The sequence below is a fragment of the Arthrobacter sp. MDT2-3 genome (assembly GCF_059090465.1).
Map to the genome: position 1 here is coordinate 326,018 of NZ_JBNHFS010000002.1, position 23,613 is coordinate 349,630.

Annotated in this window: 18 protein-coding genes; 5 read left to right on the plus strand and 13 right to left on the minus strand. The window is 66.4% G+C overall.

The window, feature by feature from the left end; translation table 11 throughout:
* From AC5RUQ_RS07110 to nudC, 3 genes are read right to left on the minus strand one after another with little or no spacing between them, the layout of a single operon-like run.
* Positions 1-612 carry a M48 family metallopeptidase gene (locus AC5RUQ_RS07110; RefSeq protein WP_493946656.1) on the minus strand — a complete coding sequence of 204 codons (612 nt, stop codon included), beginning with the start codon at positions 610-612 and terminating at the stop codon, positions 1-3.
* A complete protein-coding gene (locus AC5RUQ_RS07115; RefSeq protein WP_493946657.1) occupies positions 609-2,741 on the minus strand; it encodes an ATP-dependent DNA helicase UvrD2 in 2,133 nt (710 codons plus the stop codon). The genes AC5RUQ_RS07110 and AC5RUQ_RS07115 overlap by 4 nt, the downstream gene beginning before the upstream one ends.
* A 57-nt stretch (positions 2,742-2,798) precedes the next feature.
* Positions 2,799-3,821, minus strand: coding sequence for an NAD(+) diphosphatase (gene nudC / locus AC5RUQ_RS07120; RefSeq protein WP_493946658.1), 1,023 nt, complete (start codon positions 3,819-3,821; stop codon positions 2,799-2,801).
* A gap of 151 nt (positions 3,822-3,972) precedes the next feature.
* Here nudC and AC5RUQ_RS07125 point away from each other — a divergent pair, with 151 nt between their 5' ends.
* On the plus strand, positions 3,973-5,253 hold the full coding sequence (locus tag AC5RUQ_RS07125; RefSeq protein ID WP_493946659.1) for a macrolide 2'-phosphotransferase: 1,281 nt from the start codon (positions 3,973-3,975) through the stop codon (positions 5,251-5,253).
* Here AC5RUQ_RS07125 and AC5RUQ_RS07130 read toward each other — a convergent pair.
* The 3 genes from AC5RUQ_RS07130 to AC5RUQ_RS07140 all read right to left on the minus strand — a co-directional run bounded on the left by AC5RUQ_RS07130 (position 5,240) and on the right by AC5RUQ_RS07140 (position 12,500).
* On the minus strand, positions 5,240-8,737 hold the full coding sequence (locus AC5RUQ_RS07130; RefSeq protein ID WP_493946660.1) for an ATP-dependent helicase: 3,498 nt from the start codon (positions 8,735-8,737) through the stop codon (positions 5,240-5,242). The two genes, AC5RUQ_RS07125 and AC5RUQ_RS07130, sit on opposite strands and share 14 nt — an antisense overlap.
* On the minus strand, positions 8,734-11,991 hold the full coding sequence (locus AC5RUQ_RS07135) for an ATP-dependent helicase (RefSeq protein WP_493947182.1): 3,258 nt from the start codon (positions 11,989-11,991) through the stop codon (positions 8,734-8,736). The genes AC5RUQ_RS07130 and AC5RUQ_RS07135 overlap by 4 nt, the downstream gene beginning before the upstream one ends.
* Positions 11,992-12,083: 92 nt before the next feature.
* Positions 12,084-12,500, minus strand: coding sequence for an MGMT family protein (locus tag AC5RUQ_RS07140; RefSeq protein ID WP_493946661.1), 417 nt, complete (start codon positions 12,498-12,500; stop codon positions 12,084-12,086).
* A gap of 64 nt (positions 12,501-12,564) precedes the next feature.
* On the opposite strand from AC5RUQ_RS07140, the gene AC5RUQ_RS07145 reads away from it, so the two are divergent.
* The 4 genes from AC5RUQ_RS07145 to AC5RUQ_RS07160 all read left to right on the plus strand — a co-directional run bounded on the left by AC5RUQ_RS07145 (position 12,565) and on the right by AC5RUQ_RS07160 (position 16,056).
* Positions 12,565-13,275: a 3'-5' exonuclease gene (locus tag AC5RUQ_RS07145; protein WP_493946662.1), complete on the plus strand. Its 711-nt coding sequence runs from the start codon at positions 12,565-12,567 to the stop codon at positions 13,273-13,275.
* Between the two features lie 330 nt (positions 13,276-13,605).
* Positions 13,606-14,541 (plus strand): ABC transporter substrate-binding protein, encoded by a 936-nt coding sequence (locus AC5RUQ_RS07150; RefSeq protein WP_163162223.1) that lies wholly within the window; start codon positions 13,606-13,608, stop codon positions 14,539-14,541.
* A gap of 16 nt (positions 14,542-14,557) precedes the next feature.
* The gene (locus AC5RUQ_RS07155) at positions 14,558-15,322 is read left to right on the plus strand and encodes an amino acid ABC transporter permease (protein WP_430225825.1); all 765 of its coding nucleotides are present in this window, start codon (positions 14,558-14,560) and stop codon (positions 15,320-15,322) included.
* The gene (locus AC5RUQ_RS07160) at positions 15,319-16,056 is read left to right on the plus strand and encodes an amino acid ABC transporter ATP-binding protein (protein ID WP_163162219.1); all 738 of its coding nucleotides are present in this window, start codon (positions 15,319-15,321) and stop codon (positions 16,054-16,056) included. The genes AC5RUQ_RS07155 and AC5RUQ_RS07160 overlap by 4 nt, the downstream gene beginning before the upstream one ends.
* Positions 16,057-16,165: 109 nt before the next feature.
* Here the strand turns inward: AC5RUQ_RS07160 and hemL are convergent, their stop codons facing one another.
* From hemL to hemQ, 7 genes are all read right to left on the minus strand, one after another.
* A complete protein-coding gene (gene hemL, locus AC5RUQ_RS07165; protein ID WP_493946663.1) occupies positions 16,166-17,497 on the minus strand; it encodes a glutamate-1-semialdehyde 2,1-aminomutase in 1,332 nt (443 codons plus the stop codon).
* 13 nt (positions 17,498-17,510) lie between these two features.
* Complete coding sequence (locus AC5RUQ_RS07170; protein ID WP_493946664.1) at positions 17,511-18,599, minus strand: LLM class flavin-dependent oxidoreductase; 1,089 nt, start codon at positions 18,597-18,599, stop codon at positions 17,511-17,513.
* Positions 18,596-19,579: a porphobilinogen synthase gene (gene hemB / locus AC5RUQ_RS07175; protein WP_493946665.1), complete on the minus strand. Its 984-nt coding sequence runs from the start codon at positions 19,577-19,579 to the stop codon at positions 18,596-18,598. Before hemB ends, AC5RUQ_RS07170 begins: the two co-directional genes overlap by 4 nt.
* Positions 19,580-19,643: 64 nt before the next feature.
* Positions 19,644-20,549 carry a uroporphyrinogen-III synthase gene (locus tag AC5RUQ_RS07180; protein ID WP_493946666.1) on the minus strand — a complete coding sequence of 302 codons (906 nt, stop codon included), beginning with the start codon at positions 20,547-20,549 and terminating at the stop codon, positions 19,644-19,646.
* A 60-nt stretch (positions 20,550-20,609) separates the two neighbouring features.
* Positions 20,610-21,608: a hydroxymethylbilane synthase gene (hemC, locus tag AC5RUQ_RS07185; protein WP_493946667.1), complete on the minus strand. Its 999-nt coding sequence runs from the start codon at positions 21,606-21,608 to the stop codon at positions 20,610-20,612.
* Positions 21,605-22,882 (minus strand): ferrochelatase, encoded by a 1,278-nt coding sequence (locus AC5RUQ_RS07190; RefSeq protein ID WP_493946668.1) that lies wholly within the window; start codon positions 22,880-22,882, stop codon positions 21,605-21,607. Before AC5RUQ_RS07190 ends, hemC begins: the two co-directional genes overlap by 4 nt.
* Complete coding sequence (gene hemQ, locus AC5RUQ_RS07195) at positions 22,879-23,580, minus strand: hydrogen peroxide-dependent heme synthase (RefSeq protein ID WP_163162208.1); 702 nt, start codon at positions 23,578-23,580, stop codon at positions 22,879-22,881. The genes AC5RUQ_RS07190 and hemQ overlap by 4 nt, the downstream gene beginning before the upstream one ends.
* Positions 23,581-23,613: the final 33 nt, after the last annotated feature.

Below are 23,613 nucleotides of genomic sequence, written 5' to 3' on the forward strand. Positions count from 1 at the left end.
CTAGTCGGCGTCGTCCGTCCAGCGCTCCCCGCCTGGGCTGACGGCACCGGTTCCGTCCCTCGTTTCGCTGCCCGGGAGGCCGCGCGCCATGGCGAAGGAAACCCCTTCCAGGAATGCCTTCGCCCGCGCGGTCTCCGGGTAGGCCGCCAGCAGCTTCCAGAACGCCGCATTATGGCTGGCCACCAGGAGGTGGGCGAGTTCATGGAGCAGTACATAATCGATGACCCACTGGGGCATGGGGCGGAGCTTGTCCGAGAGACGGATAGTGCCGTCCGCCGGGGTGGCCGAACCCCACCGTGAGTTCTGGTTGCTGACCCAGCGTACCGACGCCGGCACGGCCTTTCCGCTGAGGTACTGCTCGGAGAGCCGGACTGCCTGGGCAGCCAGGGCGGCGTCCGAAGCAGGGCGCTTCCTGCCGGAAGCTGACCGCCGTTCCCCCTGCCGGTGCAGCTTGGCCAGCATCCGCTGGACCCATTCCTTTTCCTGGGCTGCCGTGAACCGCGCCGGAATGGCTACCACGGCGGTCCCGTTCTCCCAGAAGGCGGCGACAGTCCGGGTCCGGCGGGCGGAGCGCCGCACCTCGACCGGGGCGCCACCCTCGGTGGTGATCACAGCGAGGTGCTTTCCACCAGGACCCGCAAAACGTCTTCCCCATAGCGTTCCAGCTTTGACGGTCCCACTCCGGCAAGCGCCGCAAGTTCTTCCAAGGAGGCCGGCCGGGCTTCGGCAATGGCCGTGAGCGTTGCGTCGGTGAACACCACGAAGGCGGGAACGTCGGCGGCGAGGGCCACCTCCCGCCGCCAGGTGCGCAGGGCGTCAAAGATCTGTTCCTCGTAGCTCGGCGGGCAGGCGTTGCACCGCCCCACCTTGCGTTCCGCACCGGTGGCCAGCATGCTGCCGCAGACCCTGCAGACAGCCGGGGCGGCTGCCTTGCGGCGGGGCGCGGGCCCCTTGCCCCTGATATTTGAGCCGGCAACGGAATCCGGGCGCAGGCCGTCCAGGAACCTGGAGGGCTTGCGGTTGGCCCGGCCGCCGGGAGTCCTGGCCGAAGACCAGGACAGTGAGAGGTGTTCGCGCGCGCGGGTAATCCCCACGTAGAGGAGCCGCCGCTCCTCGTCCACGGATTCCGGAGAGTCTGCAAAGGAAATGGGCATCAAGCCTTCGCTTAGTCCCACCAGGAACACCGCGTCCCATTCCAGGCCCTTGGCCGCGTGCAGAGAGGCGAGGGTCACGCCCTGCACTGTGGGTGCATGCTGGGCCAGCGAACGCTCCTGGAGCTCGTTCACAAAGTCGGCCAGGCCAAACTCCGGTCCCCGGGTCTGGACGAGTTCGTCCGCGAGGGCTACCAGCGCCGCGAGGGACTCCCAACGTTCACGGAGCGCACCGCCGTTGTGGGGTGCTGCCTCGGTATAGCCAAGGGAAGCGACGATGTCCCTGACCAGCTGGCCCAGCGGTTCCGGCTCCTCGATCGAGACTGCCCGGGTGGCTGCCCGCAGCTGGAGGATGGCATCGCGTACTTCCTTGCGGGCAAAGAAGCGCTCTCCGCCACGCAACTGGTAGCCGATGCCGGCGGCAGCAAGAGCCTGTTCATAGGCCTCGGACTGCCCGTTGGTGCGGAACAGGACAGCCACCTCGCTGGCTGGAGTGCCGGCGTCGAGCAATGCCTTGATCTTTTGCGCCACTGTGGCGGCTTCCGCTTCATCGTCCGAGCACTCGGTGAACTGGGGGGCAGGCCCGGCCGGCCGCTGGGCCACGAGCTGGAGCGGAGCGGCCCAGGCGGCATCAGCGGCGGCTCCGCTGCTCCGCCTGCCGGCGAGGAGATCGTTGGCGAGCTTTACCACCTGGGGCGTGGAGCGGTAGTCCCTGATCAGTTTCACCACGTTGGCTTGCGGATAGCGGGCCTTGAATTCCAGGAGGTGCTTCGGAGAGGCCCCGGTGAACGAGTAGATGGTCTGGCTGGCATCCCCCACGACGCACAGTTCGTCCCTGCCTCCCAGCCACAGTTCAAGGAGCCTTTGCTGCAGCGGGGAAACGTCCTGGTACTCGTCCACCACAAAGTGCCGGTACTGCTCGCGGACGGTGGCGGCAACCTTCTCGTCCTCCTGCAGGATGCCTACCGTGATCAGGAGGACGTCCTCGAAGTCGATGACATTGCGGTCCGTCTTAACATCCTCGTAGGACTGGAAGACCCGGGCGACGGCGGTGAGGTCGAAACCGCCCGGCGCTCCCCGGTCCTGCGCGTTTTCCAGGTAGTTGGCGGGCGTCAGCATGGAGACTTTGGCCCACTCAATTTCCGAAGCGAGGTCGCGGATCGAGGCCCTGTCAGTGCTCAATCGAAGCCGGCGGGCTGCCTCGGCGAGCATCTGGGCTTTGTGGTCCAGCAGGTTGGGCAGCGTCCCGCCGACAGCCTGCGGCCAGAAAAACTGCAGCTGGCGCAGTGCTGCTGCATGGAAGGTCCGGGCCTGGACGTTGCCTGCGCCAAGGTCCCGCAGCCGGCTGCGCATTTCTGCCGCCGCGCGGGCAGTAAAGGTCACGGCCAGGAGCCGCTGGGGAGTGTAAACACCTGAGTGCACGCCATAGGCGATGCGGTGTGTGATGGCCCGGGTTTTTCCCGTGCCGGCGCCGGCTAGAACGCACAGCGGTCCGTTGAGCGTGCTGGCAACCTCGCGCTGCTCGGCGTCCAGGCCGCCCAGGATCCGGTCCTCCAGGGACGCTGCGCCGTCAAAATTTTCTGTAGTCACTTTGCTGCTTTTTCGTCTCGACTACCGCGTGCTGGAGTCTGATGGATAAGTAGGGCTTCAGGCGCCAACCCGGTCCTGAATCCGTCCGCCGTACCAGTGCTCAATCAGGGAGCGGGCAATCGACAGCCGGCTGGAGATGGTGATTTCACCGCTGAGCACAGCCTCCTGGAGTTCCTCCCGGCTGAACCAGCGCGCCCTGGTGACCTCCACGCCGTCGGGCGTTGCCTCGGCGTCTTCGGTGACGGCGGTAAATCCAAGCATAAGGGAGGCCGGGAAGGGCCAGGACTGCGAGCCAAGGTATTGGCAGGCAGCAACCCTCACTCCCACTTCCTCATGGATCTCCCGTACCACTGCCTGCTCCAGGGATTCCCCCGGTTCCACGAACCCCGCCAGGGTTGAATAGTTCCTGGCATCACGGGCCCCGCCGCCGCCCAGGAGCAGCCGGCCGTCCGGGCCCACGACGGTAACTATGATTGCGGGATCGGTCCGCGGGTAGTGTTCAGACGAATCGGCCGGGCAGCGCCGCACCCATCCCCCGGCTTCCACGTCCGTGGGAGAACCGCAGCGCGGACAATGCGTGTGCGTGGCATGCCAGTTGGCAATGGCACTGGCTTCAACAAAAAGGGCAGTATGTGTTGGACTCAGCCCGGCGGCAACGTCACGGAATCCTGCCCACGAAGCATCAGAGGGTATCCCGGCAGTTCCAGGCTCCACCGCTTCCGCCAGGACGAAAAGCAACAGTTGGGTACCCGGCGCAAGGTCCGAATCGGGCAGGGCGGAACCAAGGTAGACCGTCAGCTGTGGCGGCGTACCTGCGGCGGCCAGTTCCTTAAGGAGTGGCCGGGCCGCCGACGTGAACAGCCCGCCGGCATGGATCAGCCCCTGCCTGCCGGAGAGGACGACCGCCACCGTGTCTGGTTTGGCGAGGAGTTCCTCCACCATTCCCGGTTGCGCCCGGGCGACGGATCCGCGGTCAACCAGCGCGGGGGGCACCGGGAGTACCGTGTCCATGAGGTGGTTCGCCGGCAGCCGGGCCGCCTTGCCCAGGTGGACCGGTGTTGCAGACTCCGTGTGGCTCATGTGTCCACCGTACTGACTGGGGCCGACAATTGATATTTGGGGTACACGTCCCCGTGGCCGGGCTCCCCTGCCTACCCTGATTTGGACTATATCTGAAGACTCGCCGTCCTTGGACCGGTGTCTTGGACTGCACGCAATCTACCGTGGAACGGTGAGAAGAAAACCGATTGAACTGGCAGCCGTTGCAACCGCGGCAGTCCCCGGACTGACCCCGACGGCCGTTAGCTCTGCCCCGGATGACCCTGCGGACTTCGACTCCGCCCTGCTGCTCGATTCCGAGGGCAAGCGGTGGCGCGTGCGCTCACCGCGGCACGCCGAGGCAAGCGCCCGGCTTGAGACGGAATTCCTCGTGCTGCGTGCCTTCGCCCCGGCCATCAGGGCCGAGCTGCCCTTCCTGATGCCCACCGTTGCCGGCAGCGTGCGGCTGGGTACCTTAAGCACGTTCGTCTACTCGCATCTGGCCGGCAGCACGCGCAGCGTCGAGGAACTGACCGCAGGCCCGGACGCCCTCGCCCGGGAGATCGGCGTCGCCCTTGCCGCCATCCATGACTTGCCCCATTCACTGGTCAGCAATGCCGACCTGCCCAGCTACACCCCCAATGAGTTCCGGCAGCGGCGGCTGAATGAACTTGACCAGGCGGCCACCACGGGAAAAATCCCGCCCGCCCTGCTGCTCCGCTGGGAGCATGCCATGGAAGACGTGTCCCTGTGGCGCTTCAACCCGAGCGTAGTGCACGGCGACCTTCACGAGGACAACCTCCTGTTGGAGGGCCAGCGCGTGACGGCGGTCACCGGCTGGACCGACTTGAGGATCGGCGATCCCGCCGACGATTTCGCCTGGCTTGTTGCCTCCAATGAGCAGGACTTCGTGGACGCGGTACTGGGCGCCTACACGGCCAGCCGCAGGGACACCCCGGACAACCACCTCCTGCGCCGGGCAGCACTTTCCGCCGAATTCGCCCTGGCCCAGTACCTGGTGAAGGGAATCGCCTCGGATGACCCCGGCATGATTTCAGAAGCAGAAGAGATGCTCGGAACCCTTGCCCGGGACATCGAAGAGCACGGCGGGCAGCCGATCAGCGTGGAGCCGCAGCCAGCGGCGGGCGCGCCGGCTACGGGCTTATCCGCGGCCGGTGGCTCGGGTGCCCATGCAGCCACAGGGAAGGTGTCAGCGATCATGGCGGCCGACGCCGGTCCTTTGGGTTCGGGGCCGTCCGTTACGGTAGTCCCGCTGCCGGTTCCGGCCCCGGTCCAGCCGGCGGTCCACATCACTCCCATCCCGGTGGAGCCCCCGGCTAAGGCTGGTGCAGAGGACCCCGCGGGGGGCAACGGGCCGACGGCGGACGGTGGGCAGCCCAAGGCGGAGGATAAAAAGGAATTGGACGACACCTCCACAGCCGCGATCTCCATCGTGGACGTCAAGAAGAACTGAGGGCAGCCGCCACAATCTCCTCCAGCTCGCCGGCTGTACCGAGGTCGTGGGGACGCACAACCTCGTTGTCCGCGACGTAGAAAAAGGCTGCCCGCACTTCCTCCAGAGGCACCTCCTTCAGCCGCGCCCAGGCAAGGCGGTACACCGCAAGCTGCACGGATTTGGTCCTGAGCTGGGCCGCGGACGGCCGCCGTCCGGTCTTCCAGTCCACCAGGTCCCACCGGCCGTCGGCGTCCCGGAAGACCGCGTCAATGCGCCCACGCACCACGACGTCCCCCACCCGGGTCTCTACCGGAACCTCAACGAACGCGGGCGACCGTTCCGCCCAGGGAGAGGCCTTGAAAGTTGCCACCATGGCATCAAGGTCGTAGGCAGCATCAATGTGGTCATCCGAGCCCGGAGCTTCACCGAGGTCGAGCATTCCGGCGGCACCGAAGTACTCCTCCACCCATTCGTGGAACGCGGTTCCCTTCCGGGCTGACATGCCCGGTTCCCGTGGCACGGGCCTGCGGAGCCTGCCAAGCACCGCGGCGGGGTCCTCCCGCAGTTCCACCAGGGTGGATGCGGAGATGTGGCCGGGCAGGTGCACTTCCCGGCCGGCGCTCCTCCTCGTGCGTCGTTCCAGCAGCAGCGCCGCTTCCCGGGCCCATCCCCGTGCCACCCCGGTCAGTTCCCTGCCCGGACCAGCCTGCCCTGGAGGTTCTTCGAGTGGTTGCAGAACCGGAAGGGCTTCGCTGTCCTGGATTCCCAGCGCAGCAAGAACCCTGGCAGCAGCTGTCTCCATTGCCTGCCGGCGTCCGCGCGAAAGGCGCAGGCGGTTCCCGGTGCGCGGATCCACGGGCCCCTCAAGGGGGTCGTACGGCCAGTTGGCAACTTCTGCTTCAAGGGTGAGCGGGCTCTTTTCGGGAAGGGCCTCTTCCTCCAGTGACCCCGGATGGACTGTCGCAGCAGGCCGCGGCCCACCCCCGGACACCTTGGTGAGTGCCTCGAGCCCGGAAAGGAACGGTGACATCTCAGCACGCCCCGCCCGGGACCCGACCCACGCAGGACTGGACGCCCAGAGGACGTGCTTGGCCCTGGTGTAGGCCACGTAGGCGAGGCGGCGTTCCTCTGACTCCCCGTGGGCCTGGACAGAGGACTTGAAGTCCTTTTCGGCGTCCAGCCAGCCCTTCTGGTCCGGCTGGTCGAGGTCCCACTGGGGAAGGTCGGCACGGTCACCCCGGAGCGGCCAGGGCAGGGCAGCCGAGCCACTGCTCCACCGGGAGTCCCTGTCGCTGGGGAAGGCTCCCGCATTGAGCCCGGGGACAAAAACCACATCCCATTCAAGGCCCTTCGATGCATGGACTGTCAGCAGTTGCACAGCCTCCCGGTTCACGTCACTGGCCGGCGCTTCCAACCCGTTTTCCTCAGCAGCGGCAGCTTCCAACCAGGACAGGAACGCGAGGATGTCCACACGCTGGGAGGTGCGCAGGAACCCTGCGGCGGCGTCCTGGAAGGCGTCAAGGTTGCGGCGGGCTTGATGGATGCTGATGCCTGGCCGCGCGGCCACTTCGATATCCAGCAGCATGGCCCGCTCAACCTCGCCCAGCAAGGTGGTGAGGTCATCCCCGAGGTAGCTTCGGAGTTGCCGCAGTTCAGACGACAGCCGGGCAAGCCGGCTGCGGGCACCGGGGGTGAGCGACCTGCCGTTGGCCGACGTCCAGCCCTCCCGGGGCAGCCAGTCCAGGGCCTCCACCAGGCTGGCACCGTCAGTCAGATCGCTCTCGAGGACCGTGCCATTGGTGTGGTCGTCCGGCTGCCCGTCAAGGGACCGTTCGGCGACGTGTCCGCGCCGGCGCGCGAGCTGACTGGACCAGTCGCGCAGCGCCATCAGGTCGGCCGGGCCGATGCGCCAGCGGGCACCCGCCAGGAGGCGCATCAGCGAGTCGGAGCGTCCAGGGTCGGCAAGCACACGCAGCGTAGCCACGAGGTCCACGATCTCGGGGGTATCCAGGAGCCCGCCAAGTCCGACAATCTCATACGGGATTCCCCTGGCTTCAAACTGGCGCCGGATGGTCTCCATCTGCGCGCGGCGGCGGCAGAGGACGGCAAGGGCAGGCGGTACGGGGGTTCCGTCGGGTTTGAGCTCAAAGTCCGTCACCCGGTACTTCAAAACGTCCTCTGCGATTGCGGACGCTTCATCGACATCTGTGCCGAAGCGCCCCAGCACCACCGTTCCCTCAACTGCACCCGGGCTGGGCTGCAGCGGAGGCACGTCCCCGGGTGCCGCCCCTCCCCCGCCGGCCGGTCCCCGCTGGGCTGCTGCCTTGCCCAGGGACTCGGACATTACGTTGGCTGCCGAGAGGATTGCCCGGCCGTTCCGCCAGGCCGTTGTCAGGTAGGAGGTGGGGGCAGGAGCCCATTTTCCGTCGCCGGCAGGACCGCCGGTGACTGGGAATTCCCGGACAAAGTGGAAAAGCTGCCCGGCCGAGGCTCCGCGGAAACCGTAGATGGACTGGTTGGGGTCGCCCACTGCGGTCACCGCATGTCCGCCTCCGAAGAGCCGGGAGAACAGCACCAACTGGGCATAGGAGGTGTCCTGGAATTCGTCGAGCAGCACCACTTTGTACCGCTGCCGTTCCATGTGTGCGGCCAACGGAACTTCCTGCGCCACCTTGGCGGCGAGCGCCACAAGGTCTCCGAAGTCAAGGGCACCCCGTGACCGCTTCGCTGCTGCGTACCGGCCCACCATGTCCGCCACGCTGGCCCTGGTCCGCAGCATCCCGGCAAGCTCGGCCGCAGCCTGGGGTGGGTTCTTCTTTTTGCCCGCCTGGTACGGCAGGGATTCGAATTCCGACAGCCTTGCCATCAGCCAGGCTTCCACGTCCTCGGGCTCCTGGAGGTGCTCCGCGCATTCCCCGGCCAGCTGGATAACCGCCTTCACCAGGGTGGACTTTGCAGACTTGAAGTGGGCGTACTCGCCGTCGTAGGCCTCCACCACTTCACTGGCCAGCTGCCACGCCTGCGCTCCACCGAGGAGGACCACGTCCCGCTCCACGCCCAGCCGCAGTCCATAGTCTGACACGATGCCGCTGGCAAAGGAGTGGTAAGTGGACACCTTGGGCTCGAGGGAATCGCTGCTGACCAGCTGTGCCGGGAACAGCCGGTGCGCCGTGTCCTGGCCGGCCAGCCGTTGCAGGGCGGCCAGCTTCACCCGGATCCGGGACGCAAGCTCCCCTGCTGCCTTGCGGGTGAACGTCACCCCGAGGACTTCCTCCGGCCGGACCCAGCCGTTGGCCACCAGCCAGACGACGCGATCCGCCATGGTGGCGGTCTTGCCCGATCCGGCGCCTGCAATGACCAGCCGCGGAGTCAGCGGCGAACTGATGATGTCCGACTGCTCCCGCGTGGGCACGTTCTTTTCGCCCAGCAGCAGGGAGAGTTCTTCCGGCGTGAACCGGGCTTCGGGGACGTTGAGTGCGGCCACCGCTGCTTCCACGCTCATTCGGTGACCTGCCTTCCCCGTACGCACAACGGACATACTTCGGGGAGCCTGCAGCCGTGTCCGCCATGGCTTCCCTTCGCTGGATCATGCCGTGCCAGGAATTCGCTGCCGGCCATCACAGTGGCGGCCTCCTTCACCATGTCCAAAGCCCAGTTCTCCTGGGGGTCAAGCGGATCCTGCTGCTGGATGCCTGGATTTTTTGTTCCAGTTCCAAGTTGGGCAAGTACTGCACCGCCGGGAACGGCAGGGTTACCCCCGCCGGGACTTTCGCTGAATCCGCCGGCGAGCACTGCGGCCTGGTAGGCGCCGAGCTGCGGATGCGCGGAGAGTTCCGCTTTACCCGGCTGGCGTTTTCCTGTCTTGAGGTCCACGATGACCAGCCTGCCCTCACTGTCGATTTCCAGGCGGTCCACCTGGCCGCGGAGGACTGCCGCGCGGGCCGTACCGTCGTCCACAGCCACGTCCGGGAGCGCCACCTCGAAGTCCTGCTCGACCCCCAGCAGGCTCCGGCCTTCGCTCCTCATGACCAGCACATACTGGGCAAGCTTGCGGACCATGGCCTCCGCGCGCTGGAAATCCAGTCTCCCCTCCCAGTTGTCCTTCATCCCCAGCGCGGGCCAGCGGCGCACCAGTTCCGCGACGTACTCTGCTCCTGACGCATCCGGCAGTTCCTGCGCGATGGCGTGGACCAGCGTGCCCAGGCTCCTCGCGAAATCGGTGGCCGCCTCGCCGCCTGCGGCCTGTACGAACCAGTCGAGCGGCGACTTCTGGACCGTCTCAACTTTCGACGGCGACACAAACACTGTTCCTCCGGGGGGAACCACGGGATCGGACGAGGTCAGCTGTGGCAGCCCCCACCAGCTTCCGGGATGCGCGCCGGCCACGGGAGGCTCGGCAGCCGTGAGCCGGGCAAGGACCCTAACCGCTTCCTCCGCCTCAGCCTCATGCTTTCCATCCAGCTGGGCATATTGCCGCAGTTCGGCAACCAGGGCACGCAGGGTCATGGGACGCTCCACCGGGGTGAATTCCCGGCCCGCCTGGCCCGGGCTGGGAGGTGAGACGTAATCCAGGAAGGAGGACGGCTGATCGTCCTCTGAGGACACGGCAGTACAGATTAGGAGCTCCCGTGCCCTTGACACCGCCGTGGAGAAGCTCCGTAGTTCGTCATACCGGATGTCCCGCAAACGGCTCAGCGGATCCCGCTGCAGCGCGTAAGGTGGTCCATGCTCAACTGCATCGGCGTAGAGGGTGCTGCCCAGGAGTTCACCGCGCAGCCGCGTGTTCGGCCATACGCCTTCCTGGAGCCCGGCCACCAGGACCACAGGCCATTCCCGCCCTGCTGCGCTGGCGGGAGTCATCAGTTCGACGGCGTCGTCCAACTGGGCGCGGGCGGCCAGCGTGTCCATGGGGAGCTCCTGGTTCAGCAGGTACTCAAGGAACTGCTCCGGACCGGCACCGGGCATCTGGTCTACGTACCGTTCGGCCGTGTGGAAAAGCGCCATCATGGCGTCGAGGTCGCGGTCTGCGCGGGCACCGTGCGGCCCGCCGGACAAAGCGGTCTCCGTCCAGGCAGTGGAAAGACCAGTGGAATTCCAAAGGGCCCACAACACGGACTCGGCGTTGGCACCCGGTTCGAAGGCAGCTTTCCGTCCTGCCTGGATCATGCCGGCCGTGCGCCGCGCCGCACGGCCCTCCATGCCGAGGGAGGATAGGGCCCCGGGTTCGAGCAGGGCCTCGACGAGCAAGGCATCACTGGTGCGGCCTCCGCCGCCCAGGAGTTCCTCGCGCCTCAGCGACTGCCGCAGCCGGCGCAGCTCGATGGACGTGGCACCGCCGATGCGGGAGGTCAAAAGGGATACAGCTGTTTCAGGTGTCAGCTGGCTGGGGTCAAGGGCGACGGCAAATGCGTCGAGCAGGGGCCGTACCGCCACCTCGTCCCGGACAGCCGACTCGGCCACAGGCACGCGGACCGGGATCCCCTGGCCGGACAGGTAACGCTGCAGCTCGCTGACCTGCCCTCCGTTGCGCACGATCACCGCGATCTCGGCCAGGTCCCGCCCGTGGTTGATGTGCTGGTCCAGGATGCGCTGGGCCACATACCGGAGTTCATGCACGGCTGACGGCACGAGATGGGCTTCCACCACTCCCTGCGCCCGGTGCCCTGCCGGCTGCTCGAGTTGCCTTGCCAACTGCCCGCCGGCACGCTGCGATATACGTGCGGCAACCCCCAGCCATGCGTCTGCCAGCGCCTGCGTGTGCCGGTGTGCGTATCGCAGGGGCCGCTCCAGGGCGGGGGCGTGCGGCGACAGCAGGCGCGGCAGTTCGGCCACCAGATCCGGGCGCGCTCCCCGGAAGCCCTGGACGACGGTGTCCGGGGAGAAGGCAATGAAGCAGTCCGTCCCGCGGGCGATGTCTGCCAGAAGCTCAAAGACGGCAGGGTTTGCCTCCTGCACGTCATCAACGACAACCAACTGCAAGCGCTCGCGTTCGGCAGCCAGGAATTCCGGGACGTCCTGGAAGATCTGGCGTGCCGCGGTAATGATCCCCGCGGGATCAAAGGCCTCTGGCATCCTGAGGTCCAGGACGTCACGGTACTCTGCGTACAACCCGGCGGCGGCAATCCAGTCAGGCCGGTCGCACTGGCGGCCCAGGTGGGCGAGGTCCGCGGCGGTCAGGCCGGACTCGATAACACGGTCGAACAGCTGCCGTACTTCCTGCCGGAAGCCGCGCGTCTCCAAGGCTCCCGCAAGATCGTCAGGCCAGGGCAGCTCCAGCCCTGGCAGGCGGTGGCCTTCGAGGAGTTCCTTGATGATGAGGTCCTGCTCCGGACCGGACAGGAGGCGCGGCGGCCTTGAGAGGGGCAGCACTCCTTCGGCCTTGGCGCGCCGGAGGAGATCAAAGGCGTAGGAGGCCCAGGTCCGGGCTGGCGTCGTGCTGAGGCTTCTGTCCAGCCGGGCCGTGAACCGGTCGCGGAGGGAATCGGCCGCGAGGCGGGTCGGGGCCAGGATGAGCATCCGCTCGGGGTCAATTCCGTCCCGCAGCGCCCGCGTGACCGCGGCTTCGATCAAGACAGTGGTTTTTCCCGTGCCCGGCGCCCCCGGTACCAGGACAGGCCCGGCCCCTTGGGGCACGTCCACAGCGGCCTGCTGATCGGAGGTCAGCGACGGGGCTTCGGCATGGATCCGCCGCGGCGGCAGCAGTTTGAGGCCCGGAGAGCCGGTCTGGCCTGGGTGCCCGCTCCCACCATCGTGCAATGCTCCGGCTGCTGTACCGAATTCGGCTTCGAGACCAGCTGCTGATACCTGCCGGTACTCGTCGCGGGGACCTGTGAAGGGAACTGTTACTGTCACCCGGACATTCCATCATCAGCCACCGACAATTTATGGAGCCGACGCTCCAACTCCCCGGAGACAGCGTCGATCTGCCCAAAATCTTCAGGTGTCGGCGCCCAGCGTGCTGCGGAAAGGTCCACCCGCCAGGAGCCCTCCCCCGTCCGCAGGTAGGTTTCGTGGTCGCCTGTGAGGGGCGTTCCTTCCTTTAGGTAGTGGCGGAGGGCTTTCACTTCGTGTCCCTCCGGAGCGTGTCCGCTTGCCTTGAGGATCCGCCACCAGGGAACGCCGCTGCCGTAGTGGCTCATGACTGAACCGATCTGTCTGGGCCCGCCTGATCCCAGCAGTTCGGCGACGTCCCCGTACGACACTGCGGCCCCGGCCGGAACCAGCCTCACGATGGCCAGTACCGCCTCCACATACTCAATCCGCATTAATCCAATATTAGCTGCAGTGGCGCTCCCGGGAATTGTCGGTGGCCGCCGTTAGCGTGGACGTATGAGCACCTGGAACACCCTTCCCCGAGCAGCCTTCGACCTCGAAACCACCGGCCGCAACTCGCGTGCCGCCCGGATAGTCACGGCGTCAGTCACTGTGGTGGACCACAAGGGTGAGGTCATCAGCGAGCATGAGTGGCTGGCCGATCCAGGGGTTGAAATACCCACCGAAGCCAGTGATGTGCACGGCATCACCACTGAACAAGCCAGGCGCGAGGGCAGGCCCGCCCACGAGGTGACGAAGGAGCTCGCGGCAGTGCTGCAAGGGCTTTTCGATGACGGTACGCCGGTCATCGCGTTCAACGCGAGCTACGACTTCACCGTGCTCGCAGCCGAGTCGGCCCGCTATGGGGTCCCGCAACTGACGCGCTTTCCGGTCCTGGACCCCTACATCATGAACAAGCAGGTGGACCGATACCGCAAGGGCAAGCGAACCCTGACTGCATTGTGCGAAGAGTACGGCGTGGTCCTGGACAATGCCCATACGTCGGCCGCTGACGCCCTGGCTACCCTGAAGGTCCTGGATGCCATGGCTGGAAAGTTCCCGAAACTGAGCATGCCTGCCAGCCAGCTGCACCAGCTTCAGGTGGACTGGGCCGTGAGCCAGGCTGCGGACTTCCAGGGCTACCTCCGCAAGACGAAGCCAACAGCCGTGATCGAAGGCGACTGGCCCGTGCTGCCCCCGCAGGATGCCAGTGCCGGCGGCTTCTAGCCCTCCGGTCACCCTGCCGCTCCGAGATATAATTCACAGTCATATCGCTTCATAAGGCAGCTTGCTTTTGGGCAGCGAGGATTCGCCGTCACGGCCCTACCAAGCTCCAGCTGGGCAGGCGAATCAGCGCGAGGCCGAATTTTGTTCGCCAGAGGTCCCGTCTCATCCGCGCTTCTTCACAATCCGGACCAGAATCGCCAAAGTGAGACAATAAAGTTTTGCGGTCACCCCTGCCCTGGCCTTGCTTGACCAGCACCGGGCAGGTGCCAGGCGCCACCAGCGCAGCCTTGCGGCCCGGTTGACTTATGACTCAATGAAAGTGACAACCTGATGAAAATCAAAGCGATGAAGTGGCTCACAACCGCTCCCGTGGCACTCGCCCTCGCGGTTTCCCTCGCAGCATGCGGCTCAGGATCTGCCGAGCCCACCGGAACGCCCACGGATGCCCTCGCCGGCAGTGACCAGCAGACGCTGGACAAGTACACCACCGCCGACGTCACGCCGATCGATCAGATCGACAAGACCAAGCTCGGCCTCAACACTGAAGGCAAGCTCGAGGTGGGCACCCTCTCGGACGCCCCGCCGAACATCTTCATTGACCCCTCGGGCAAGTTCACCGGCTACGACAACGAACTGCTGCGCGCCATTGCCGGCAAGCTCGGCCTTGAGGTCGAATTCGTTGCCACGGACTTCTCGGCACTCCTTTCCCAGGTGCAGACCAAGCAGTTCGACGTCGGCTCCTCCTCCATCTCCACCACGGACGCCCGCCGCCAGAACGTCGGTTTCACCAACGGCTACGACTTCGGCTTCATGGCCGTCGTTGCCAAGACCGACAGCGACGTCAAGGGCTTCGCCGACCTCACCGGCGACCTCCGCATCGGCGTCGTCCAGGGCACCGTCCAGGATGACTATGTCACCAACACGTTGAAGCTTGAGCCGATCCGTTTCCCGGATTACGCCACCGTGTACGCCAACGTGCGCAACGGCCAGGTGGACGCCTGGGTCGCCCCGTCCCAGCAGGCCACCGGCCAGGTGAAGGAAGGCGACGGCACCGTCATCGCCGAGTCCGTCGTCAACACCCAGAACTTCACTGCCTACGCCGTGGCCAAGGACAACCAGCCGCTGATCGACGCGCTGAATTCCGGCCTGGACGCCGTTATCGCTGACGGAACCTGGTCCAAGCTGACCAAGGAGTGGTACCCGGACCGCGAGATGCCGAGCGACTGGAAGCCGGGCAGCAAGGCCGCCACGGTTCCCCAGAGCTGATTGAGCCGCAACGTCCATGGATCTCTTGGATCAGCTGGCTGACACCTTCTTCAACTGGGAGGAAATGGCTAAAGTCATTCCCGCCCTGCTTATGGTCGGTTTGCCCAACACCCTGATACTGGCTGTGGCCTCCGGCGTCTTAGGTTCCCTGCTGGGGCTGGCGCTGGCCATGATGGGGATTTCCCGCAACGCCGGGGCCCGCTGGGTGGCGCGCATCTACACCGATATCTTCCGTGGGCTCCCCGCCATCCTGGTGATCCTGGTCATCGGTATCGGGCTCAGTCCGATCGCCCGGGAAATCACCGGGTCCCGGAACCCTTACCCCCTGGGCATCCTGGCCTTGACGCTCATAGCGGCAGCTTACATCGGCGAAATCTTCCGATCGGGCATCCAGAGCGTGGAGAAGGGGCAGTTGGAGGCATCCCGGGCGCTGGGCTTCAGCTACGGCAGTTCCATGCGCCTGGTGGTGGTGCCGCAGGGCATCCGCCGGGTCCTTCCCGCACTGGTGAACCAGTTCATCTCGCTGTTAAAGGATTCCTCGCTGGTGTTCATGCTTGGCCTGGCTGCCTCGGACCGGGAGATCTTCCGGATCGGAAATGACGCCATGGCCAACACCGGCAACCTCTCTCCGCTGGTGGCCGCAGGGGTGCTGTATCTGATCCTGACCGTTCCGCTGACCCACTTCGTGAACTTCATCGACAACCGGCTCCGTACCGGGAAGCCGGAAAAGAAGGAACCGGATGAGCTGGCAGCACCTATCGGCAAGGGGGCACACGCATGACGGAATTCGCGTCCGGAACCCTGACCGGCAAGAACCTGCACCTATCGTTCGGGCACAACCACGTTCTCCGCGGCATTGACCTGCACGTGGAGAAGGGAACCACTGCCTCGGTCATCGGCCCTTCGGGGTCCGGTAAGTCCACACTGCTGCGTGTGATGAACCGGCTGATCGAGCCCGATCAGGGCGACATCCTCCTGGATGGCCGTTCGGTCCTGAAGGACAACCCTGACGAGCTCCGGCAGCGGATCGGCATGGTGTTCCAGCAGTTCAACCTGTTCCCGCACAAAACGGTGGTGGACAACGTGTCCCTGGCCCTGAGGAAGCTGCGTAAGCTGCCGCAGGAACAGGCCCGCGCCGAAGCCCTGGAGCAGCTGGACCTGGTGGGCCTGAAGCACAAGGCCGACGCCCGCCCGGCAAACCTCTCCGGAGGCCAGCAGCAGCGCGTGGCTATAGCGCGGGCACTTGCCATGAAGCCGGAAGTCATGTTTTTTGACGAGGCTACGTCCGCTCTGGATCCCGAGCTCGTCAAGGGCGTCCTGGCGCTCATGACGGACCTCGCGAAGGGCGGTATGACCATGGTGGTGGTAACCCACGAGATGGGCTTCTCCCGCAACGTCTCGGACACGGTGACGTTTATGGACGCCGGCGTTGTGGTGGAATCCGGTCCTCCGCAGCAGATCTTCAGTGACCCCGCCACGGACCGCCTGAAGAACTTCCTCTCGGACGTTCTGTAGCTCCTGGCCCAGGCACACAAAGAAATCCCCGGTTGCAAAAGCAGCCGGGGATTTCTTTGTGTGTGGGTGCCGGGATGTCCTTCGAGAGACAAAACGCCCGACGGCGGAACTAGCCTTGTGCGGCTGCTGCCGCCTTTGCTGCGGCCGGAAGCGCATCGAAGATGCGGTTCATAGCTGTGTCGTCGTGCGCGGCGGACAAGAACCAGGCCTCGAACACCGACGGCGGCAGGTAGACGCCCGACTCCAGCATGGAGTGGAAGAACGGCGCGTAGCGGAAGCTCTCCTGCGCCTGGGCGTCGGCGTAGTTGTGCACACCGTTGGTCGAGGTGCCGAACGCCACCGAGAAAAGGTTCCCCGCGAACTGGATCGAATGGTCCACCCCTGCGGCGTCCAGGGCAGTGGACAGGGCCGAGGAGAGCTCCAGCGAGCGGACGTCAATGAAGGAGTAGACGTCCCGGGTGGCATGCGTCAGGGTTGCAACACCCGCAGCCATCGCCACCGGGTTCCCGGAGAGCGTCCCGGCCTGGTACACCGGACCGGTGGGGGCAAGATGGTCCATGATGTCGGCACGTCCGCCGAGGGCCGCCGTCGGCATTCCCCCGCCGATGACCTTGCCGAAGGTGAGCAGGTCCGGCGTCCACGGTTCAGCGGCGTCCGGCGCGCCGCCGGTGAGGCCCCAGTACCCCGAGTAACCGGTGCGGAACCCGGTGAGCACCTCGTCCACGATGAGCAGCGCCCCGTGTTCGCGGGTGATGCGGGACAGGCCAAGGTTGAAGCCGTCCTCGGGCGTTACCACGCCCATGTTGGCCGGCGCCGCTTCGGTGATGACGGCGGCGATGCTGGGTCCGTGGGCGGCAAACGCTTCCTTCACGGCGGTGAGGTCGTTGTACGGCAGCACCAGGGTTTCGGCCGTGGTGGCCTCGGTGACACCGGCCGAGCCTGGCAGGGCGAGCGTTGCCACGCCCGAACCAGCCGACGCCAGGAGGCTGTCCAGATGCCCGTGATAGCAGCCTGCGAACTTAATGATCAGGTTTCGGCCGGTGAAGCCGCGGGCCAGGCGGACGGCCGTCATGGTTGCTTCGGTGCCGGTGGAGACCATCCGGAGCCGCTCCACCGCCGGCACACGTTCCTGGACGATCGCCGCCAGGTTCGCCTCGTCAGGTGTGGAGGCGCCAAAGGAAAGGCCGCGGTCCACTGCAGCGTGAACTGCCTCCAGCACGGCCGGGTGTGCGTGGCCCAGCAACGCCGGGCCCCAGGAGCAGACCAGGTCCACGTATTCCTTGCCGTCGGCGTCCGTCAGGTACGGGCCTTGCGCGGAGACCATAAAGCGCGGAGTCCCGCCTACGGACCCGAAGGCTCTCACGGGAGAGTTGACTCCGCCCGGCATCAGCTGGCGGGCGCGGTCGAAAAGTGCCTCGTTGCGAGGATTGCTGGAAGTCATGGTTCCCATTCTCTCAGTTAGCCGGCGCTTCAGTTGCGAGCAATTCCGCCACCCGGGGCGCCACCGCCATCCCCAGGAGCTCGATGGAGCGCATCATGGCGGAGTGCGGCAAGGGACCGTTGCTGTACTTGAGGTCGAAGCGGTCCACGCCCAGGTTCTGCTTGAGCAGGACAATCTTCCGTGCCACCGTTTCGGGCGAGCCTACGTACAGGGCGCCCTCGGGAGCGCACAGGGCGTCGAACTCCCCCCGTCCGGCAGGTCCCCAGCCGCGCTCGGCCCCAAGCTTGTTCCGCAGTTTCAGCCAGTGCGGGAAGAGTTCCTCCCGGGCCTGTTCGTCTGTATCTGCCACATGGCCGGGCGAGTGCGTGGCAACCTGCTGCATGGGGTGGCCGTATTTGGTCATGGCTTCCCGGTACAGCTCCACGAGCGGCCGGAACGAGCGCGGCTGCCCCCCGATAATCGCGAAGATGATGGGGTAGCCATACTGCGCGCACCGAAGCACCGATTCGGGTGTTCCCCCGACGCCGATCCAGGTGGGCAGCAGGTGGCGTTCCAGGGGCGGGTAGACGCTCAGGCCGGAAAGGGCCGGCCTGGTGCGGCCTTCCCAGTGCACCGGCTTCTGCGCCCGTATCTTGTCGAACAGCTCCAGCTTCTCTTCAAACAGGACCTCATAGTCTGCGAGGTCCAGCCCGAACAGCGGAAAGGATTCAATAAAGGAGCCCCGGCCCAGCATCACTTCGGCGCGGCCGTTCGATAGGGCGTCCACGGTGGAGAACCGCTGGAATACCCGGATGGGGTCATCCGAACTCAGGACAGTGACCGCGGAGCCAAGGCGGATCCTGGTGGTGCGGGCGGCAGCGGCCCCGAGGAAGACCTCGGGCGCGGATACCGCGTAGTCCTTGCGGTGGTGCTCGCCCACGCCAAAGGCGTGGAGTCCGACGGCGTCCGCCAGCTCAGCCTGTTCGAGCAGCTGGCGCAGCACCTGGGCATGCGGCTGCGGGCTGCCGTCCGGGTTCTCGCCGACGTCGCCGAACGTGTTCAGCCCGATCAGGATCCTGTCCGCGCCCACCGGGGCCGTGGGAAGGGGCGGGATTTCGCTCATCGGGACTCCTTCAACCAGCCGGCCAGTTCAGCTGCCCAGTATGTCAGCACCATGTGGGCGCCGGCGCGGCGGATGCCGAGCACGGATTCGGTGATAGCCGCACGCCTGTCAATCCAGCCGTTGGCGGCAGCAGCCTCGATCATCGCGTACTCCCCCGAGATCTGGTAGGCCGCCACAGGGACCGGGCTCATCGCCGCCACGTCGGCGACGATGTCCAGGTAGCTCATGGCCGGCTTCACCATCACCACGTCTGCCCCTTCGGCGAGGTCCAGTTCAACCTCGCGAAGGGCTTCGGTGCGGTTGCCCGCGTCCATCTGGTACGTGCGCCGGTCCCCCTTGAGCTGGGAGTCGACGGCTTCCCGGAACGGACCGTAGAAGGCCGACGCGTACTTCGCCGCGTAGGCAATAACGGAGGTACTGGTGTGCCCTGCCTGGTCCAGGGCGGCGCGGATGGCGGCGACCTGGCCGTCCATCATGCCCGAGGGGCCCAGCATGTGGGCACCCGCGTCGGCCTGTGCCACGGCCATCCGGGCGTAGATCTCAACGGTGCGGTCGTTGTCCACGTAGCCCTCGGCGTCCAGTACGCCGCAGTGCCCGTGGTCAGTGAACTCATCCAGGCAAACATCGCTCATGACCACCAGGTCGTCGCCGACCTCCGAGCGGACATCCCGGATGGCCTTGTTCAGGACGCCGTCGGGGTCAAGGGAGGCGGTGCCCTCGGCGTCCCGGGCCTCCGGGATGCCGAACAGCATGATGCCGCCAAGGCCGAGCTCAACAGCTTCTGCCGCAGCCCGCTTGAGCGTCTCCGTGGTGTGCTGGGCAACTCCGGGCATCGACGTGATCGGGTTCGGCTCGGTGAGGCCTTCCCGGATGAAGGCCGGGAGGATCAGCTCGGCCGGCGCCAGCCGGGTTTCAGCGGTCAGCCGGCGCATGGCCGGAGTGGTGCGGAGGCGGCGGGGGCGGTGGCTCGGAAAAGTCATGGTCCTGTCCTTGGGAATGGTTCGAGGGGTGGGCGGAAGTCCTGGCTGGCGGTTTTCCGGCAGGTCAGGGCGGTTGCCGGCCGGAATTCCCACCGGTGCCAAGTGCCGTTTCGACGGCGGTCACCAGTCCTTGTGGCGTGGGCTCGCCGGCGATTGCAGCCACAGGCAAGCCAAGGGAGGCGGCCTGTTCCGCCGTCGACCTTCCGATCGCCACGAGGCGGCAGCCGTGCAGCGGCGAGAGCGCATGGATTCGCCGGACGGCGCTGGGCGAGGCGGCCACTACTGCCTGGATCCGCCCGGCCGCGATTTCGGCGGCGGCTGCTTCCGGTGCAAGCAGGGAGTACGACGGCGTGCCCCGCCCCGGCGCCGCATCCTCCGGCGGTATGGCCAGCCTGCGCTCCGCTGCCGCGGGATAGTCGACGGTGCGGTACGCGGTCACTGCCGTGACAGTGCTGCCTGCCGCCGCCAGCCCTTCGGCGAGTCGTGCAGGCGCGATGTCCGCTTGGGGAAGAAGTACCTTATCGGTGCTGGCGGGCCATACCTCGAGCAGTCCCGAAGCGGACTGTTCGTCTTTGGGCATCAGATCCACCGGCAGGCCTGCGGCTTCGAGGAGACGCCGGCAGGCCGGTCCGATTGCAGCGATCCGGGTTGCGGCAGGTATCCACTGGCGCAGCGTGAGGCCCCGTTCGGTTGCCTTGGCGGTGAGCACATGGACCGTGGTGGCGCTGCTGATGATCAACCATTCAAATGCGCCGCCACCGAGCGCATCGCAGGCCACATCCAGGGAGTGCTGGTCCGCGGCACGTTCGAAGTCGATCAGCGGCAGCAGGAGCGCCTCGGCGCCGGCCTCCTCAAGTGCCGCTACCAAGGGGAGTGAGCGTTCCGGGCTGCGGGTGATCAGTACCCGGGCCCCAATAAGCAGCTTCCCGCTCCCGGACCCGATTGCTCCGTTGGCGGTGCGGTCCGCCACGCCTACCCCTCCCTAAGAGGGCGGTCCTGGACACGGCGGGAAGGCAGTCCCATGGCCGGCTCAGGAAGCCTGCAGGTCTGCGATATCGGCGGCACCGGCGGCGAGGAGGACTTCGGCGAGTTCGATGCCCAGCAGGGTGGCCCCTACTTCCGTGAGTCCGTCGGTTGCCCGTTTGTCCCGGACTGAAGCGGTGCCGTCCACAGCACAGACCACGGCTTCCAGATGGAGCATGCTGCCCTTCCGGAAGGCGTAGGCGCCCACCGGTGCTGCGCAGCCGGCTTCGAGCCGGGCCAGCAGGGCCCGCTCAGCCGTGACAGCGAGCCGGGTATCCGGATCGTCCAGCGCGGCCAGTGCCTGCGCAAGGACATCCTTGGAACCCTCCGTGGAGCCCGGCCTGGGCGGGGCATCGGCTGTGCGGCACTCAATGGCGAGGGATCCCTGGCCGGCAGCGGGAAGCATAACGTCAGTTTCGAGGAACTCGCTAACGGCATCCAGCCGGCCGATGCGTTCCAGCCCTGCCGCCGCGAGAACCACGGCATCGAGGTCGCAGGACTTGCCCGCAACCACCCGGTCCGTTGCGTTCCCCGGAAGTCCGGGAACCCTGCCCAGGCGGGTGTCCACGTTGCCGCGGATATCCAGGATCTCAAGGTCGGGCCGGGCGGTGCGCAGTTGGGCCGCACGGCGGGGCGAGCCGGTCCCCACGGTGGCGCCTGAGGGGAGGTCGGCAAGTTTGAGCCCGTCCCGGGCGCAGAGGACATCACGGACGTCCACCCGCTTTGGTGTGGCGGCAAGGCTAAGTCCCACTGCCGCGCCGGTGGGCAGGTCCTTGAGCGAATGGATGGCCACGTCGCACTCATTGCGGAGCAGCGCATCGCGCAGCGCGGCGACAAAAACGCCCGTGCCGCCCATTTGGGACAACGAGCCCGTGAGGACGTCACCGTCGGTCCTGATGTGGACGAGTTCCACCGGGAAGCCTCCGACGGCGGCCAGCTGGTCAGCGGTTTGCTGCGTCTGGGTGAGTGCCAGCTTGCTGGCGCGGGTTCCGATGCGGACTGTCACTGCTGCGGCGCTCCCCCGGCCGTGCCCGGCTGGTTGGCCTCCGCGTCGGCCGGATAAGGATCATGGCCAGTGCCCACGGTGGTGTCCGCCCCTGCGATGGTGGGCTTCTCGCCGCGGAAGTTTGCGCAGCATCCCGGGCGGCAGACGTCGTACCAGGGGCCAAGGGCGGTCACTGCCGGGCGGTCGCTGATGTTGTTGGCCACGGTCCGCTCGGAAATCAGGTCCACCAGGCCGTTGACGAATGTGCGGTGGGTGCCGGGAGTGGGAACGCGGGTGGCTGCGAGTCCCAGGTTGGCGCATGTTTCCAGGGCTTCCGTATCCAGGTCCCAGACAACTTCCATGTGGTCGCTCACGAAGCCGAGGGGCACAATAACGATTCCCTTGACGCCCTGGCCGGCAAGCTCTTCAATGGCGTCGTTGATGTCCGGTTCGAGCCACGGCACGTGCGGGGCCCCGGAACGGGACTGGTACACCAGCGACCAAGGGGCGGTAAGGCCCGATTCCTCTTCCACCCCCTGGATGACGGCGGCTGCGGTGGCCAGGTGCTGGGCAACGTACGCGGAGCCCTCTTCGAATTCGCGGGGTTCGCCCTCGGACCGGCCTGCCGCGTCTGCGTCGCGGGTAGGGATGGAGTGCGTGGCAAACAGGATCTGGACGGGCGCGTCGGGTGTGCCTGCGGCTGCCAGTTTTTCCCGGACCTCCGCCAGGCCCGCGGCGGTGCCCTCGACGAAGGGCTCCACGAAGCCGGGGTGGTCGAAGTACTGGCGCACCTTGTCCACTTCCAGCCGGCCGTCCAGGCCGGTCTCAGTCAGCGCCATGCCAATGTCTTCACGGTACTGGCGGCAGCTGGAGTAACAGGAGTAGGCACTCGTGGTGATCATCAGCAGGCGGCGGTGCCCGGCGTCGTACGCATCCTGCAGGGTCTGCGGGATGTACGGGGCCCAGTTGCGGTTGCCCCACAGCACGGGAAGGTCAATGCCGCGGGCGCCGAGCTCGGCCTCGAGTGCTGCCTTCAGCTCGCGGTTCTGCTGGTTGATGGGGCTGATGCCGCCGTTTGCACGGTAGTGGTGGGAGACTTCCTCAAGCCGCTCGTCCGGGATTCCGCGCCCGCGGGTCACATTGCGGAGGAACGGGATGACGTCTTCCTGGCCTTCCGGGCCGCCGAAGGAGGCAAGGAGGACGGCGTCGTAATTCTTGGGGGCCATGCGGCCGGCCTCTGTCACGGGGTTAACGGCCGCCACACCATGGGGATCGCGTGCTTCGAGGGGGCTCATGCCAGCACCTCTGCAACTTCTTCCGCCGAGATACGGCGTCCGGTATAGAACGGAATCTCTTCCCGGACGTGGTTGCGCGCTTCCGTGGCGCGAAGGTGGCGCATGAGGTCCACCAGGTCCACGAGCTCAGGTGCCTCAAGGCCCAGGATCCATTCCCAGTCACCCAGCGCGAAGGAGGAGACAGTATTGGAAATGACCTGCGGGAAGTCCCGGCCCAGCAGGCCGTGGTCGCGGAGCATCTTGCCGCGCTCAGCCTCGGGCAGGATATACCACTCGTAGGAGCGGACAAACGGGTAGACGCACAGCCATTCTGCCGGTGCGACGCCGCGGGAGTAGGCAGGGGTGTGGTTCTTGGCGAACTCAGCCTCGCGGTGCACACCCATGGCGGACCAGACAATCTCGGTGCCGGCGAAGAGGGTGCTGCGGCGGATGTCCCGGATGGCTTGCTGCAGGGCTTCGGGCTTGGGCCCGTGGAGCCACACCATTACGTCCGCATCGGCCCGCATGGCGGAAACGTCGTAACTGCCGCGGTGAGTCACGCCGGCCTGGGCAAGCCGTTCCAGCAGGGCCTCGAAGTCGGTGGCAGCAGCGGCGCTGCGCACCAGCGCCTCGGAACGCTTGAAGACCGTCCAGAGGGTGAAAAACTGCTCGGCTGATTCTTCGGTTTTAGTGACAGATTCGGCAGAAGTGTGGCTCATGGTTACAAGTTTGCCCCTTCGTACCCGCCAAGT

Coding starts and splice junctions, on each gene's coding strand:
- nudC (WP_493946658.1), bottom strand. CDS start 3,821: ATGAGCCACACGGAGTCTGCAACACCGGTCCACCTGGGCAAGGCGGCC.
- AC5RUQ_RS07130 (WP_493946660.1), bottom strand. CDS start 8,737: ATGAGCGTGGAAGCAGCGGTGGCCGCACTCAACGTCCCCGAAGCCCGG.
- AC5RUQ_RS07140 (WP_493946661.1), bottom strand. CDS start 12,500: ATGCGGATTGAGTATGTGGAGGCGGTACTGGCCATCGTGAGGCTGGTT.
- AC5RUQ_RS07145 (WP_493946662.1), top strand. CDS start 12,565: ATGAGCACCTGGAACACCCTTCCCCGAGCAGCCTTCGACCTCGAAACC.
- AC5RUQ_RS07150 (WP_163162223.1), top strand. CDS start 13,606: ATGAAAATCAAAGCGATGAAGTGGCTCACAACCGCTCCCGTGGCACTC.
- AC5RUQ_RS07155 (WP_430225825.1), top strand. CDS start 14,558: ATGGATCTCTTGGATCAGCTGGCTGACACCTTCTTCAACTGGGAGGAA.
- AC5RUQ_RS07160 (WP_163162219.1), top strand. CDS start 15,319: ATGACGGAATTCGCGTCCGGAACCCTGACCGGCAAGAACCTGCACCTA.
- hemL (WP_493946663.1), bottom strand. CDS start 17,497: ATGACTTCCAGCAATCCTCGCAACGAGGCACTTTTCGACCGCGCCCGC.
- AC5RUQ_RS07170 (WP_493946664.1), bottom strand. CDS start 18,599: ATGAGCGAAATCCCGCCCCTTCCCACGGCCCCGGTGGGCGCGGACAGG.
- hemB (WP_493946665.1), bottom strand. CDS start 19,579: ATGACTTTTCCGAGCCACCGCCCCCGCCGCCTCCGCACCACTCCGGCC.
- AC5RUQ_RS07190 (WP_493946668.1), bottom strand. CDS start 22,882: ATGAGCCCCCTCGAAGCACGCGATCCCCATGGTGTGGCGGCCGTTAAC.
- hemQ (WP_163162208.1), bottom strand. CDS start 23,580: ATGAGCCACACTTCTGCCGAATCTGTCACTAAAACCGAAGAATCAGCC.